This is a genomic window from Staphylococcus sp. EG-SA-14 (assembly GCF_017151935.1).
Lineage (GTDB): Bacteria > Bacillota > Bacilli > Staphylococcales > Staphylococcaceae > Staphylococcus > Staphylococcus aureus.
Genome location: NZ_JACVZM010000019.1, coordinates 40,541 through 56,527 on the forward strand (window position 1 = coordinate 40,541; position 15,987 = coordinate 56,527).

The 15,987-nt window shown below is 33.3% G+C and carries 14 protein-coding genes; all 14 read right to left on the reverse strand.

Annotated features, from left to right (window positions below; all coding sequences use genetic code 11):
- Nucleotides 1-5: 5 nt before the first annotated feature.
- The 14 genes from IDG63_RS10945 to IDG63_RS11010 all read right to left on the reverse strand — a co-directional run bounded on the left by IDG63_RS10945 (nucleotide 6) and on the right by IDG63_RS11010 (nucleotide 15,973).
- Complete coding sequence (locus tag IDG63_RS10945) at nucleotides 6-491, reverse strand: acyltransferase (protein WP_001224793.1); 486 nt, start codon at nucleotides 489-491, stop codon at nucleotides 6-8.
- Nucleotides 492-498: 7 nt separating this feature from the next.
- Complete coding sequence (gene lgt, locus IDG63_RS10950) at nucleotides 499-1,338, reverse strand: prolipoprotein diacylglyceryl transferase (RefSeq protein ID WP_000513308.1); 840 nt, start codon at nucleotides 1,336-1,338, stop codon at nucleotides 499-501.
- 5 nt (nucleotides 1,339-1,343) lie between these two features.
- Nucleotides 1,344-2,276, reverse strand: a complete 933-nt coding sequence (hprK, locus tag IDG63_RS10955) for an HPr(Ser) kinase/phosphatase (protein ID WP_000958224.1) — start codon at nucleotides 2,274-2,276, stop codon at nucleotides 1,344-1,346.
- A 606-nt stretch (nucleotides 2,277-2,882) separates the two neighbouring features.
- Entirely contained in the window at nucleotides 2,883-5,729 is a 2,847-nt protein-coding gene (uvrA, locus tag IDG63_RS10960; RefSeq protein WP_000662681.1) for an excinuclease ABC subunit UvrA, read from the reverse strand.
- 7 nt (nucleotides 5,730-5,736) lie between these two features.
- The gene (gene uvrB / locus IDG63_RS10965; protein WP_000229236.1) at nucleotides 5,737-7,722 is read right to left on the reverse strand and encodes an excinuclease ABC subunit UvrB; all 1,986 of its coding nucleotides are present in this window, start codon (nucleotides 7,720-7,722) and stop codon (nucleotides 5,737-5,739) included.
- 268 nt (nucleotides 7,723-7,990) lie between these two features.
- Nucleotides 7,991-8,227 (reverse strand): CsbA family protein, encoded by a 237-nt coding sequence (locus IDG63_RS10970; RefSeq protein WP_000638419.1) that lies wholly within the window; start codon nucleotides 8,225-8,227, stop codon nucleotides 7,991-7,993.
- Entirely contained in the window at nucleotides 8,224-8,874 is a 651-nt protein-coding gene (locus IDG63_RS10975) for a YfbR-like 5'-deoxynucleotidase (protein ID WP_000538141.1), read from the reverse strand. Before IDG63_RS10975 ends, IDG63_RS10970 begins: the two co-directional genes overlap by 4 nt.
- Before the next feature lie 173 nt (nucleotides 8,875-9,047).
- Nucleotides 9,048-9,887 (reverse strand): CHAP domain-containing protein, encoded by an 840-nt coding sequence (locus tag IDG63_RS10980; protein WP_000753321.1) that lies wholly within the window; start codon nucleotides 9,885-9,887, stop codon nucleotides 9,048-9,050.
- Between the two features lie 147 nt (nucleotides 9,888-10,034).
- On the reverse strand, nucleotides 10,035-10,142 hold the full coding sequence (locus tag IDG63_RS10985; protein WP_072360986.1) for a hypothetical protein: 108 nt from the start codon (nucleotides 10,140-10,142) through the stop codon (nucleotides 10,035-10,037).
- Between the two features lie 153 nt (nucleotides 10,143-10,295).
- Nucleotides 10,296-11,406, reverse strand: a protein-coding gene (prfB, locus tag IDG63_RS10990; protein ID WP_010956549.1) for a peptide chain release factor 2 whose coding sequence is annotated in 2 segments (ribosomal slippage) — nucleotides 10,296-11,333 and nucleotides 11,335-11,406 — 1,110 coding nt in all. Because the reading frame shifts where the segments join, the coding sequence is not laid out codon by codon here.
- A gap of 168 nt (nucleotides 11,407-11,574) precedes the next feature.
- The gene (locus tag IDG63_RS10995; protein ID WP_001790092.1) at nucleotides 11,575-11,679 is read right to left on the reverse strand and encodes a hypothetical protein; all 105 of its coding nucleotides are present in this window, start codon (nucleotides 11,677-11,679) and stop codon (nucleotides 11,575-11,577) included.
- Between the two features lie 41 nt (nucleotides 11,680-11,720).
- Nucleotides 11,721-14,252 (reverse strand): preprotein translocase subunit SecA, encoded by a 2,532-nt coding sequence (secA, locus tag IDG63_RS11000; RefSeq protein WP_000506531.1) that lies wholly within the window; start codon nucleotides 14,250-14,252, stop codon nucleotides 11,721-11,723.
- Nucleotides 14,253-14,665: 413 nt separating this feature from the next.
- Nucleotides 14,666-15,238, reverse strand: coding sequence for a ribosome hibernation-promoting factor, HPF/YfiA family (gene hpf, locus IDG63_RS11005; RefSeq protein WP_000617735.1), 573 nt, complete (start codon nucleotides 15,236-15,238; stop codon nucleotides 14,666-14,668).
- A gap of 60 nt (nucleotides 15,239-15,298) precedes the next feature.
- Nucleotides 15,299-15,973 carry a ComF family protein gene (locus tag IDG63_RS11010; RefSeq protein WP_001057965.1) on the reverse strand — a complete coding sequence of 225 codons (675 nt, stop codon included), beginning with the start codon at nucleotides 15,971-15,973 and terminating at the stop codon, nucleotides 15,299-15,301.
- Nucleotides 15,974-15,987: the final 14 nt, after the last annotated feature.

Sequence of the window (15,987 nt, forward strand, 5' to 3'; positions counted from 1 at the left end):
AATTGTCACCTCCTAATCATTTTTATATACATAGGGTTGCCATATGCAAATCCATTATCCGGTATATCTTTTGAAACAACCGTACCAGCTGCAACTTTTACATTGTCACCAATCGTTATACCGGGTAAAATGGTAGCATTTGCACCAATCAAAGTGTTAGATCCTATCGTCACTGGTCCATAACGAAATTCATCAACTAATGCTTCATGCGTCAAAATTGTTACATTGTAACCAATAACACTGTTACTACCAATCGTAATCAGTTCTGGGTAAAAAATATCTAACATTACTTTATAAGCTATCGACGATTGATTACCGATATTAATATTTAAAAGTTGTTTATATATATGTCTTTTCAGTACCATACTTGGAATAAATTTCGAAAATTCAATGATAATTACATTCTTAAAAACTTTCGAAAATTTAACAAGACGGTATACACGCCATAAAGGGTTTGTATGATGATGTGTTTTTGATAAAAATTTCCTCAAACTATCACTACTTCACTTTTTTTGTTGGCCATGGAAGCGCCCCAACTTTGCTATACAACGGTGGATTATACTTAATCCTTCTATATACAATTAAACTTATACTTATTAAAATTAAAAGAATTGATACTAATTGTGCAACTCTAATATTACTTGTGAGCATTAAGCTATCTGTACGTAATCCTTCTATAAAAAATCGACCAATTGAATACCAAGTTAAATATAAAAAGAATGTTTCTCCTAATTTTAAATGTTTACGAATATTAACTAAGATAATAAATCCAGCGACATCCCAAATGGATTCATATAAGAATGTTGGATGATAATATTGGCCGTTAATATACATATTTTCTATTATAAAATTAGGCAAATGTAATTGTTCTAAAAAAGCGCGTGACACCGATCCACCATGTGCCTCGTGATTCATAAAGTTACCCCAGCGTCCAATTCCTTGCGCTAGAATTATACTTGGCGCAACGATATCACCAATTTGAAATGGGTTTAAATTTTTCACTTTACATACAATAACACCAGCAATAAAGCCACCTATTAAACCACCATGTATTGCTATTCCACCATGCCATATTTTAATAATTTCACTTGGATTTTCCGCGTAATATGGCCATTGGAAAATCACAAAATAGATTCGTGCCGCGATAAATCCAAATAGTGCACTATAAAAAATAATATCTACTAAAGTATCTTTATGTAATCCTGCTTTAACTAGTGCACGTTGTGCAACAAAGTAACCAAGTAATATTCCGACAGCAATGATAATTCCATACCATCGTACACTCAGTGGTCCTAAGTTAAATGCCACAGGATCTATATAGTTAAATACAATACCCATTCAACCTACTCCTCACTCTTATGACTGTTCTTGATAATTTCTTCATTTAATCTTTCACTAAATTCTTCGGCCGTGTTAATGCCCATGATATTTAATCGATAGTTCATTGCAGCGACCTCAATAATTACCGCAACATTTCTACCAGGTCTTACAGGTATTGTTTTTTTAGTGATTTCAGTATCTAAAATACTTAGCGTCTCTTCATTAAGACCTACGCGGTCATATAACTTTTGCTTGTTCCAGTTTTCCAAATTAATATTTAATCTAATTCGTTTTTCAGTTAATATTGAACCCGCGCCAAATAAAGTCATAACATTGATAATACCTAGTCCACGTATTTCTAATAGATGTTCTATTAACTTTGGTGGTTTCCCTATTAGTTCATCTTTATTAATTTGACGTATTTCTACATTATCATCTGCTACTAATCTATGCCCACGTTTAACTAATTCCAACGCAGTCTCACTTTTACCTATTCCTGAATCACCGGTAATTAGTACACCAACACCGTAAACATCTACTAAAACACCATGTAAAGATGTCGTCTTTGCAAGTGCATGCTCTAAAAACGTTGTTAAGCGACTCATTAAACTTGTAGTCGCATCTTTAGCAACTATAAGTGGGGTATTTAATTCTTTTGCAGCTTCAACTAATTCTTCTGGTGGCTGCAATCCACGTGTCACAATAATTGCAGGCGTTTCTGGTCTGCATAGTTTACGCATACGACCTGCGCGATCCTTATCTGGTAATAAATTGTAAAACGATAGTTCCGTTGTTCCTAATAGTTGTATTCTATCTGACGCATAATGTGAAAAATAACCTGCCATCTCTAAGCCCGGTCTTGATATATCAGCATTTTTAATTGGCTTCGATAGTCCTTCTTCACCAGCGATTAAATCTAACTTTAATGTTTCAACTAGTTTTTCTGTCGTTAACATGGGTTCACCTCAATTGTATTTATCCCTACTCTTACATCTCTTCTTATCATATCAAAAATATAACACCAATCTACATTGAAAAGCTAAAATAAATATTAATTGTTCATTATTGTTATTATTTTACAAGTCAATATCAATCATTAATTTATTGCTTGCTTAATTTACATGGTTCATATCGCCATAAAAGTCCGAGCCAAAAATCAATGACCTAAGCTCTACAATGATATATTGGAATTAGTTGGCGGGGCCCCAACATAAAGAATTTCGAAAAGAAATTCTACAAACAATGCAAGTTGGCGGGGCCCCAACATAAAGAAATACTTTTTCTTTAGAAATTAGTATTTCTTATGCATGAGTTGCACTCATGCATTCCTATTTTTAAGTACACAATAGCTGTGGCTAATGACAAAGAACCACTACATAATAAATCATTAGTGATTCTTTATCATTTCTGTCCCACTCCCAGTTCGATTTATGTTTAACTACTCTAGATTGACCCTATCTTAACATAATTCTTTTTACGCATCTTTTCTTTCTACTATTCATTACTAAATTAATAAAAAGAAGCGAAGGATAAATTTATAACATCCTTCACTTCTTTTAATCTTATTTATCTTCAGTATTTTGTTTATCTCGTTCAAGTACTTCTTTTAAATACTTTCCTGTATATGATGACTTTGTCTGAGCAATATCTTCGGGTGTGCCAGTCGCAACAATAGTACCACCGCCACTACCACCTTCAGGACCTAAGTCTATAATATAGTCTGCTGTTTTGATAACATCTAGGTTATGTTCAATAATTACAACAGTATCACCATTTTCAACTAATCGGTTTAATACTTTTAATAATCTACTAATATCGTCAACATGTAACCCTGTTGTCGGTTCATCTAGGATATAAATAGATTTACCAGTTGAACGTTTATGAAGTTCAGATGCAAGTTTCACACGTTGAGCCTCACCACCTGATAACGTTGTAGCTTGTTGACCTAATGTGACGTATCCAAGACCAACATCAACTAGTGTTTGTAACTTGCGCTTAATCTTAGGAATATTTTCAAAAAATTGTGTTGCTTCTTCAACAGTCATTTCTAAAATGTCAGCAATATTTTTACCTTTGTAAGTAACCTCTAGTGTCTCACGATTATATCGTTTACCATCACACACTTCACAAGGAACATAAACATCAGGTAAAAAATGCATTTCAATTTTAATAATACCGTCACCTTTACAAGCTTCACAGCGTCCACCTTTTACATTAAAACTAAAACGCCCTTTTTGATATCCTCGAATTTTAGCTTCATTTGTTTGCGCAAACACATCACGTATATCATCAAACACACCAGTATATGTTGCTGGATTAGAGCGTGGCGTTCTACCTATTGGTGATTGATCAATATCAATAATTTTATCAAGTTGATCAATACCTTCAATCTTATCGTACAATCCTGGCTTTACTTTAGATTTATTAATTTTTTGAGCTAATGATTTGTATAATACTTCATTTACTAATGAGCTTTTACCAGAACCTGATACACCTGTAACAACCGTCATGATTGATAGTGGTATGTCCACATCAACCCCTTTAAGATTGTTGCTTCTAGCTCCACGTATAGAAATTTTACGATCTGAAGCCGGTCTGCGATATTCAGGTACTTCAATACGTTTCTTACCACTCAAGTATTGTCCTGTTAATGATTTTTTATCTTTCATTACCTTTTGAGGAGTACCACTAGACACAATCTGCCCTCCATGTTCACCAGCACCAGGACCTATATCCACTAAGTAATCAGCCGCACGCATTGTATCATCATCGTGTTCAACTACAATTAAAGTATTTCCTAAATCTCTCATTTCTTTAAGTGTATTAATTAATCGATCATTATCTCTTTGATGCAGTCCAATTGATGGCTCATCTAATACATATAAGACACCAGTCAAACGCGACCCAATTTGCGTTGCTAATCGAATACGTTGTGCTTCACCACCTGAAAGTGTACCTGAAGCTCTGTTTAACGTTAAATATTCAAGTCCCACATTATTTAAAAAAGTGAGTCGGGAAATAATTTCTTTCAATATTTGATTTGCAATCGCTTGATCTTGTTCTGACAAATCAATGTTTTTATAATAGTTCAGCGCTTGACTGATTGAATATTCGACTACTTCACCAATATTTAAACCACCTACATAAACAGATAACGCTTCACGACTCAATCGCTTTCCATGACAAGTTTCGCAAGGTAGTTCAGTCATATATTTACTCATCATTTCACGTGTATATTCTGAAGGAGATTCATGGAATCGTCTACTTATATTAGGAACTACACCCTCGAAAACCATTGTTCGTTTTCTAGTACCACCTTGACGTTGTGTAAATGTAAATTCAATTTCTTTGTCACCAGAACCATACAATAAAATATCACGTTGACGTTCTGTTAACTTTTTAAAAGGTTTATCCATATTGATTTTATAAACTTCACAAACACGTTTTAACAATGTTGGATAAAAATCAGAACTCGTCGGTATCCAAGGTTCTATTGCACCTTCGTTTAGCGTCTTATCTTTGTCGGGAACAACCAAGTCTACATCGACTGTTAACTTTTGGCCTAAGCCATCACATGTCGGACAAGCACCAAAAGGACTGTTAAAGCTAAACATTCTTGGTTCTAACTCTCCGATTGAAAATCCACATATAGGACAAGCATGGCTTTCTGAAAACTTAAGGTCTTCCCCGTCAATGACATCGACTGTTAATTGTCCTTCTGAAAGCTCTAAGGCAGTTTCTATAGAGTCAGCTAGTCGTGTTTCAATTCCATCTTTAACAACTAATCGGTCTACAACAACTTCTATTGTATGATTCTTGTTCTTATCTAAAGTAGGTACATCATTTACATCAACAATTTCGCCATCGATTCTTAAACGTACATAACCTTTTTTACCAATATCTTCGATTAGCTTTTCATGACTACCTTTACGATGAGCGATGACAGGTGCTAATAATTGAATCTTTGTACGTGCCTCTAATTCCATAATGCGGTCAACCATTTGTTGTACTGTTTGCGATTCAATTTCTATATTGTGATTTGGACAGTAAGGTTTACCAACACGTGCATATAACAAACGTATATAATCATATATTTCTGTTACTGTTGCTACAGTTGATCTTGGATTTTTACTTGTTGTTTTTTGATCTATTGAAATTGCTGGCGATAATCCTTCAATTGTATCAACATCTGGTTTGTCCATTTGGCCTAAAAATTGACGCGCATAGGCACTTAATGATTCAACATAACGTCGTTGTCCTTCAGCATATATAGTATCGAATGCTAATGACGATTTACCTGACCCAGATAAACCTGTCATAACAATTAATTTATTTTTAGGTAGTTCGATATCAATATCTTTCAAGTTATGCGCACGAGCACCTTTTACTACTATGGATGGTTCTTTCATTTACTTGTCACCCTTCTGCTTTTAATTCAAATAACATATCTCTTAATTCTGTAGCTTTCTCGAAATCTAAATCTTTCGCTGCTTGTTTCATTTCTTTTTCTATATTGTCGATTGTCTTTTGACGTTCTTTTTTCGTCATCTTCTTAGGTATCACAGTTTGTGCTTTGTCATTATTTTCGTCATTTTCAACAGTAGCACTAATTAAATCATGTATTTTTTTATTAATTGTTTTAGGTGTAATACCATGTTTTTCATTATGTTTCATCTGTATTTCTCGACGACGTTGTGTCTCATCAATTGCATACTTCATCGAATCAGTCATTTTATCGGCATACATAATGACTTCACCTTTATCGTTACGCGCAGCTCTACCTATTGTTTGAATTAATGAGCGGTTAGAACGTAAAAACCCTTCTTTATCTGCATCTAATATGACAACTAGAGAAACTTCTGGTATATCAATACCCTCTCTTAATAAATTAATACCTACGATAACATCATATGTACCCATTCGTAAGTCTCTAATTATTTCAATTCGTTCTAATGTCTTGATTTCTGAATGCAGATAATTAACTTTAATACCCGCTTCTTTCATGTATGTGGTTAAATCTTCACTCATCTTTTTAGTGAGCGTTGTAACAAGTACGCGTTCATTACGCTCAACCCTTATTTGAATTTCACTTAATAAATCGTCAATTTGATTTTCAGTAGGTCTAACCTCAATCTTAGGATCCAGTAAACCAGTAGGACGAATAATTTGTTCAACCATCTTATCCGTATGTTCAATTTCGTATGGTCCAGGCGTTGCAGATACATACACAAGTTGTTTTGTCTTTTCTTCAAATTCTTCAAATTTAAGTGGACGGTTATCTAATGCACTCGGTAATCTAAACCCATGATCCACCAAAACTTGTTTACGCGCTCTGTCTCCGTTATACATGCCTCGAACTTGCGGTAATGTCACATGTGATTCATCAATCATTACTAACCAATCATCGCCAAAGTAATCCAATAAAGTATATGGTGTCGAACCCAGTGGTCGCAAAGTTAAATGTACGGAATAGTTTTCAATTCCTGAACAGAATCCCATCTCTCGCATCATTTCTAAATCATAGTTGGTACGCTGTTCTAACCTTTGCGCTTCTAGTAATTTATTCTCATCTCGTAATTCTTTCAATCGTTCTTCCAATTCTTTTTCAATACGTTCAATCGCAACTTTCAACTTTTCTTCACGTGTTACGAAGTGAGAAGCTGGGAATATCGCAAAATGTTCTCTTTCTTTCAACACTTCACCTGTTAGGTAGTTAACTTCTCGGATACGGTCAATCTCATCGCCGAAAAACTCAACCCTTATACAAAGTTCTTCTTTAGAGGCTGGGAATATTTCAACTACATCACCACGCACTCGAAACGTTCCTCGTTGGAAATCGATGTCATTTCGTGTATATTGCACATCTACAAGTTTTCTAAGTAATTCACTTCTATCCATTTCCATACCAACTCGAACACTTACTACTAAATCTTTATATTCTTCAGGATTACCTAAACCATATATACAACTTACACTAGCAATAATAATTACATCATCGCGTTCAAATAATGCACTTGTAGCAGAATGTCGTAGTTGATCAATTTCATCATTGATTGAGGCATCTTTTTCAATAAAAGTGTCAGTAGACGGTACGTATGCCTCTGGTTGATAATAATCATAGTAACTTACAAAGTATTCCACCCTGTTTTCAGGAAAAAATTCTTTAAACTCACTATATAATTGTCCTGCTAATGTTTTGTTATGCGCGATAATTAACGTTGGTTTCCCAACTTCTTTAATAACATTACTCATCGTAAATGTTTTCCCTGTGCCAGTAGCACCTAATAAAGTTTGATGTCTTTTCCCCGCTTTAATACCTTCCACGATTTCTTCAATTGCTTGCGGTTGGTCACCTTGAGGCTCAAAATCAGAATGTATTTTAAAAGGATAATGTTCAACCATTGTCACATATGCCTCCTCTTTCAACGTATTATTTATATTTCCGCTCAACTCTTTGCTTTCTCATTACATATTTTAGCAAAGTAGTCACACAAAAAGCAAACGTTTGTTCGTAAAAATGTCGAACAAAGAAAAACAAACATAGTTGTGCTAACTATGCTTGCCTTAAATCAAATCGTTTATCTTGTTATTTTTAGTATGTAAATACACATTATATTAATCATCATTTTGTTTCAACAAATTTGTTTGAAACATTATTTTAAAGTTAATCTTAGCGATCTTCATCTTGATGTTTATGAAATTCGAGTTGATCTATAATTAAATAACCAGCTAATAATGACACTACATCAATAAAAATAATCCACTCGTTATGGAAATACTCTTTATAGATTGAGGCACCAATTAAAATTAATGTCAGAATAGTACCGACCCATTTACTTCTTGTTATTACACTAAATAATACTACCAAGACACATGGAAAGAATGCTGCGCTAAAATACCATATCATTCATTTTCCTCTTTTCTTTTATTTAAAATGTTCATGGTTGTTTCTCTTAATTCTGTTCTAGGTATAAAGTTTTCAGTCAACATTTCTGGAATGATATTATTAATAAAATCTTGTACAGATGCTAAATGGTCAAATTGAATAATTGTTTCTAGACTCATTTCATAAATTTCGAAAAATAATTCTTCGGGATTACGTTTTTGTATTTCTCCAAATGTTTCATAAAGCAAATCAATTTTATCAGCAACTGAAAGTATTTGGCCTTCTAATGAATCATCTTTACCTTCTTGCAGTCGTTGCTTATAAACATCTCTATATTGTAGTGGAATTTCTTCTTCAATAAAGGTCTCTACCATTTCTTCTTCAACTTGCGAAAATAATTTTTTTAATTCACTACTCGCATATTTAACAGGTGTTTTTATATCACCAGTAAACACTTCGGCGAAATCATGATTTAATGCTTTTTCATATAAGCTTTTCCAATTAATCTTTCGTCCATGATATTCTTCAACTGTTGCTAGATATTGAGCAATTTTAGTTACTTTAAAGGAGTGTGCTGCAACATTGTGTTCAAAATATTTAAATTTTCCAGGTAATCTTATAAGTCTTTCCATATCTGATAATCTTTTAAAATATTGATGTACACCCATTTCAATTACCTCCTCCATTAATTAATCATAAATTATACTTTCTTTTTACATATCAATCAATTAAATATCATTTAAATATCTTCTTTATATAACTCTGATTAAATGATACCAAAAAATCCTCTCAACCTGTTACTTAAACAGGCTAAGAGGATAGTCTTGTCTTGATATATTACTTAGTGGATGTAATTATATTTTCCTGGATTTAAAATTGTTCTTGAAGATTTAACATTAAATCCAGCATAGTTCATTTCAGAAACAGTAATTGTTCCATTAGGGTTTACAGATTCAACAACACCAACATGTCCATATGGGCCAGCAGCTGTTTGGAAAATAGCGCCAACTTCTGGTGTTTTATCTACTTTAAATCCTGCAACTTTTGCTGCGTAATTCCAGTTATTTGCATTGCCCCATAAACTTCCTATACTTCTACCTAATTGTGCACGACGATCGAAAGCATAATATGTGCAGTTTCCATAAGCATATAAGTTCCCTCTGTTAGCAACTGATTTATTGTAGTTATGTGCAACAGGTACAGTTGGTACTGATTTTTGTACTTGAGCAGGTTTGTATGCTACATTAACTGTCTTAGCTACTGCTTGCTTAGGTGCTTGCTTAACTACTACTTTTTTAGACGCTTGTTGTACAGGTTGTTTTACTACCTTTTTAGCTTGGCTTGCTTTTCTTACTGGTGTTTTAACCGCTTTAGTTTGTTTCACTTTATTTTGAGGCACAAGTGAAATCACGTCACCAGGAAAAATTAAAGGTGTTACACCAGGATTGTATGAATATAATTGATTCAACGTTAAGTGATGCTCTAATGCAATCTTATATAATGAATCGCCAGCAACTACTGTATAAGTTGTCGGTGATTGCGTTTGTGCTTGAACATTTGATACATAATTATGTTGAACAGGTGTTTTTACTTGTGTGCCATGTTGTTGTGCATGTGCTGCATTATTTAAAGCTAAAAAAGCTAACACTGACGAAACCGTCACTGTAAGAGTTTTTTTCATCTTGCTGTCATTCCTTTGCTGTTAGTATTTTAAGTATGCAAATACTATAGCACAATACATTTTGTCAAAAGCTATTGTTATAACGATGTAATCAAATGGTTAACAATATAAAAAGAATACAACCTTTTATCATAGTGTAAAATGTATTCATACCATGTAATTGAGAACGTTTTCAACGATTAATTCAATACCTTGAAAATCGCCATAGGTAATATTACTAAATGCACACTGCATATGTTGTTTTAACAAATACAACTTTCAAAAAATATATTCTAACTCTATCTACCGAATTGTACTTAAATATTCATAAACAAATCATATTCCAAAATCTAATTTACAATTTATTTAGCTACCTTTAAAAAAACCAAAAACCGACGCCCTTTTAGAGCCTCGGTTTTAAAATATATATTAATCGTGCGACATTGTCTGTCTTAAATATGATTCGATAAATGGTCCAATGTCTCCATCCATCACTGCATCAACCTTACCTGTTTCTTCGTTCGTACGATGATCTTTCACCATTGAGTATGGATGGAAAACATATGATCTAATTTGGCTTCCCCAGCCAATTTCTTTTTGTTCGCCACGAATTTCAGCCATTTCACGTGCCTGCTCTTCCAATTTTAATTGATATAATTTAGACTTTAACATTTTCATAGCTGCTTCACGGTTTTTAATTTGAGAACGTTCATTTTGGTTATTAACAACTATACCTGAGGGGTGGTGGGTAATTCGTATTGCTGATTCAGTTTTGTTAATATGCTGACCACCTGCACCAGAAGCTCTAAATGTATCAACTGTAATATCATCCGGATTGATTTCAATCTCTATTTCATCATTATTAAAATCTGGAATCACGTCACATGATGCAAATGATGTATGACGACGTCCTGATGAATCAAATGGAGAAATTCGTACTAGTCGGTGTACACCTTTTTCAGCTTTTAAATAACCATAAGCATTATGCCCTTTGATGAGCAATGTTACACTTTTAATCCCTGCTTCATCCCCAGGTAGATAATCAACAGTTTCAACTTTAAAGCCTTTCTTCTCACAATAACGTTGATACATTCTAAATAGCATATTAGCCCAATCTTGAGACTCCGTGCCACCTGCACCAGGATGTAACTCTAGAATTGCGTTATTGGCATCGTGAGGCCCATCTAATAATAATTGCAATTCGTATTCATCCACTTTAGCCTTAAAATTAATGACCTCTTGCTCTAAGTCTTCTTTCATTTCTTCATCAAATTCTTCTTGTAATAAATCCCAAGTAGCATCCATGTCATCTACTTCTGCTTGTAGTGTTTTATAACCATTAACTATTGCTTTTAACGCATTATTTTTATCTATAATATCTTGCGCTTTCGTTTGGTTATCCCAAAAATTAGGTTCTGCCATCATTTCTTCATATTCTTGAATATTAGTTTCTTTGTTCTCTAAGTCAAAGAGACCCCCTAATTTGTGTTAAATCTTGATTATACTTATCTATATTTCGTTTGATTTCTGATAATTCCATAGCATTCGCTCCTATTTATATTTCAATTCAAGTCATTGATTTGCATCTTTTATAATGCTAAATTTTAACATAATTTTGTTAAATAACAATGTTAAGAAATATAAGCACACTGACAATTAGTTTATGCATTTATTGTTAAAAATCAGTACATTTATCATCGACATATGCCTAAACCGATTTTTTAAAACTAAGTACATAACAACGTTTAACAACTTCTTCACATTTTTTAAAGTATTTAACGCTTGTAAAATAAAAAGACTCCTCCCATAACACAAACTATAGGTGTTTAATTGGAAGGAGTTATTTTATATCATTTATTTTCCATGGCAATTTTTGAATTTTTTACCACTACCACATGGACAATCATCGTTACGACCAACTTGATCGCCTTTAACGATTGGTTTCGGTTTCACTTTTTCTTTACCATCTTCAGCTGAAACGTGCTTCGCTTCACCAAACTCTGTTGTTTTTTCACGTTCAATATTATCTTCAACTTGTACTACAGATTTTAAAATGAATTTACAAGTATCTTCTTCGATATTTTGCATCATGATATCAAATAATTCATGACCTTCATTTTGATAGTCACGTAATGGATTTTGTTGTGCATAAGAACGTAAGTGAATACCTTGACGCAATTGATCCATTGTGTCGATATGATCAGTCCAATGGCTATCAATAGAACGAAGTAAAATCATACGCTCAAACTCATTCATTTGTTCTTCTAAGATATCTTTTTGACTTTGATATGCTGCTTCAATCTTAGCCCAAACGACTTCGAAAATATCTTCAGCATCTTTACCTTTGATATCATCCTCTGTAATGTCACCTTCTTGTAAGAAGATGTCATTAATGTAGTCGATGAATGGTTGATATTCAGGCTCGTCATCTGCTGTATTAATATAGTAATTGATACTACGTTGTAACGTTGAACGTAGCATTGCATCTACAACTTGAGAGCTGTCTTCTTCATCAATAATACTATTTCTTTCGTTATAGATAATTTCACGTTGTTTACGTAATACTTCATCGTATTCTAAGATACGTTTACGCGCGTCGAAGTTATTACCTTCTACACGTTTTTGTGCTGATTCTACAGCTCTTGATACCATTTTTGATTCAATTGGTGTAGAGTCATCTAAACCTAGTCGGCTCATCATTTTCTGTAAACGTTCAGAACCAAAACGAATCATTAATTCATCTTGTAATGATAAATAGAAGCGACTATCCCCTTTATCACCTTGACGTCCAGAACGACCACGTAACTGGTCATCAATACGACGAGATTCATGTCGCTCTGTACCTATTACTGCTAAACCGCCTAATTCCTCTACGCCTTCACCTAATTTGATATCTGTACCACGACCAGCCATGTTAGTGGCAATAGTAACGGCACCTTTTTGTCCAGCGCCTGCAACAATTTCAGCTTCACGTTCATGATTTTTCGCATTTAACACATCATGACGGATACCACGTTTTTTAAGTAAATTTGAAATATATTCAGAAGTCTCAACTGCAACAGTACCTAATAGCACTGGTTGCCCTGCCTTGTGTTTTTCAACAACATCTTCTACTACTGCATCAAATTTACCTTTTTGGCTAATGTAAATTAAATCAGACTTATCGTTACGTTGCACAGGTTTATTTGTCGGAATTTGAGTTACTGTCATGTTATAAATATTTCTAAATTCTTCTTCTTCAGTTTTAGCTGTACCTGTCATACCCGCAAGTTTATTGTACATTCTGAAATAGTTTTGGAATGTAATAGACGCCATAGTTTTAGATTCATTTTGAATTTGAACGCCTTCCTTCGCTTCAATAGCTTGGTGTAAACCTTCCGAGAAACGACGGCCTGGCATTGTACGTCCTGTAAATTGATCGACAATTAATACTTCGCCATCAACAACCATATAGTCTACGTCACGTTGTAATGTAACGTGCGCACGTAAAGCTGTGTTGATATGACTAATAACATCAACATTTTGTACATCATATAAGTTTTCAACTTTGAACATACGTTCAGCTTTATCCGCACCTTGTTCTGTTAAATGTACAGCTTTCGTTTTTTCATCGTATTTATAATCTTCGTCCTGTTTTAACATTTTCGCAAAAACATTTGCTTGTGTATAAAGTGACGTTGACTTTTCAGCTTCACCAGAAATAATTAATGGCGTACGTGCCTCGTCGATTAAAATTGAGTCAACCTCATCAATGATTGCAAAATGTAATGGACGCATTACTCTATCTTCAGAATAATTCACCATGTTATCTCGTAAGTAATCAAAACCTAGCTCATTATTAGTACTGTAAGTAATGTCTTGTGCGTATGCTTCACGTTTTTCTTCTGTCGTCTTACTGTTTAAGTTTAATCCAACAGTCAAACCTAAGAAGTTATATAACTCAGCCATTTCTTCACTTTGAACACTTGATAAGTATTCATTGACTGTAATAACGTGAACACCTCTACCAGCTAATGCATTTAAGTATGTTGGCATTGTCGCTGTTAATGTTTTACCTTCACCTGTTCTCATCTCAGCGATATCACCTTTATGAATTGCAATACCACCCATAATTTGAACTTTATATGGTGTCATATTGAATACACGTTTAGAGCCTTCTCTAACAAGTGCATATGCTTCTGGTAAAATTTTATCTAAATAATCATTTTGCTTTTTGACATTATCAATGTCAGCTAATTCTGTTTGGAATTGTTTCGTTTTATTACGAATTTCTTCATCAGTTAAAATTGCCGTTTTTTCTTCTAAAGCGATTACTTTATCAGCAAGTTTACCTAACTGTTTAATTTCTTTATTATTGCCATCAAGAATTTTTGATAAAAATCCCATTTCGTTCGCTCCTTTAGCTAAAAAACTGTTTGGCCTACAACAATATATCTTATCATTTATAGTTAGAAAATTATACTTATTTACTCATTTGTAGAATCAATATAAATATATTTATGACATACTTCATTCACATTCTGTTGTCAACAAGTTTATCACTAATAAATATATTCTCAATACGCAATTATACTTCCTAATAAATTATATTATAAATATTTTACGATTTTCGACTCGGACTATACAATAGACTGACATACTATTATTAACTTAACATTCAAATATATACATCCATTAACATTAGCATAGTCACTATGTTTCATTCAACAAATTACATTATCGAACTATGAAATAGTCATAATTTGCTTTTGGAGTATAAAAAAGCACTTGTGCAAAAACACAAGTGCTTTAAACTTAATTTATTGTTCACTAGTTTGAATCAAGCCATATTTACCGTCTTTACGGCGGTAAACGATACTTGTTCCATCAGTTTCTCTGTCTGTGAATACAAAGAAGTCATGACCTAATAGATTCATTTGTAATACCGCTTCTTCTGAATCCATTGGTTTTAAGCTGAATTCTTTTGAACGAATAATTTCTATCTCGTTATCATCGTAAGCGTCATTATCAACTTGTGTTTCTTGCATTTCTTGTAATTCGGCAACAAACACTTCTTGATCTCCTCGATCACGGCTCTTACGATTAATACGTGTTTTATATTTTCGAACTTGTCTTTCAAGTTTATTATTAATTAAATCAATACCTGCGTATAAATCATCGTTTCGCTCTTCAGCTCTTAACGTAACATTTTTCAATGGAATTGTTACTTCAATTTTAGTAGCTGAATTTGAATAAGTTTTAACTTTAACATGCGCCACTGCATTTGGTACGTCATTAAAATAACGTTCCAACTTACCAATTTTTTCCTCAATATAGTTGCGAATAGCATCTGTGATAGTGAGGTTATCTCCATGAATTTCAAATCTAATCATAGTAATCTCTCCTTAAACCTCTTTATTGGTAACTCTTTATTATATTTTAACATTTTTACGCTATCGTGCAAACGCAAACACTTTGAATTTTCTGATATTTTTAGCATATAATTTACACCCTGCACGATGAATTGTTAATCCAGTTGTATAAATATCGTCAACGAGTAATATTTCCTTGCCATTTAAATCTAATTCCGTATCAATAATAAATGGATTTTCATCTGCCAGACGCTCTTTCTTAGTTAAATGAGACTGTTTTGGTCTATTTGACATCTTTAAAATCTTATCAAAGCGAATCCCTTTAGCTTTTAGTACTGCTTCTACCGGGTTAAATGTTCTAGATAAATCATGTGCCGGCGAAGAAGGAATTGGCACAATATAGTCATAAGATGTTTGTGGTATTTCAATCAAATGTGCCAATAATTCACATAAATAATAGTCTTTCAAAAATTTATACTGATGTATCATCTCTTTCATTAAACCGTCATATTGAAATTGACAATATAATTGTTCCATTAAATTAAAGTGTGCCGATAGAAACTTGCAGTCTAAACAATACGCTTCATCTTGATTTAAGTGTTTTAAGCACCTTGAACATCGCCTTGCTTTAATATCAAGTTTAATATTGTCCCAATTCTCTTTGCATCTGTCACATAATCTATTAGGTTTCTTGAACAAATTATAAATGGTTATATTTTCATATAACTTAGCACCACAACTCAAACAATTATTCATCAATCCAACCTCTT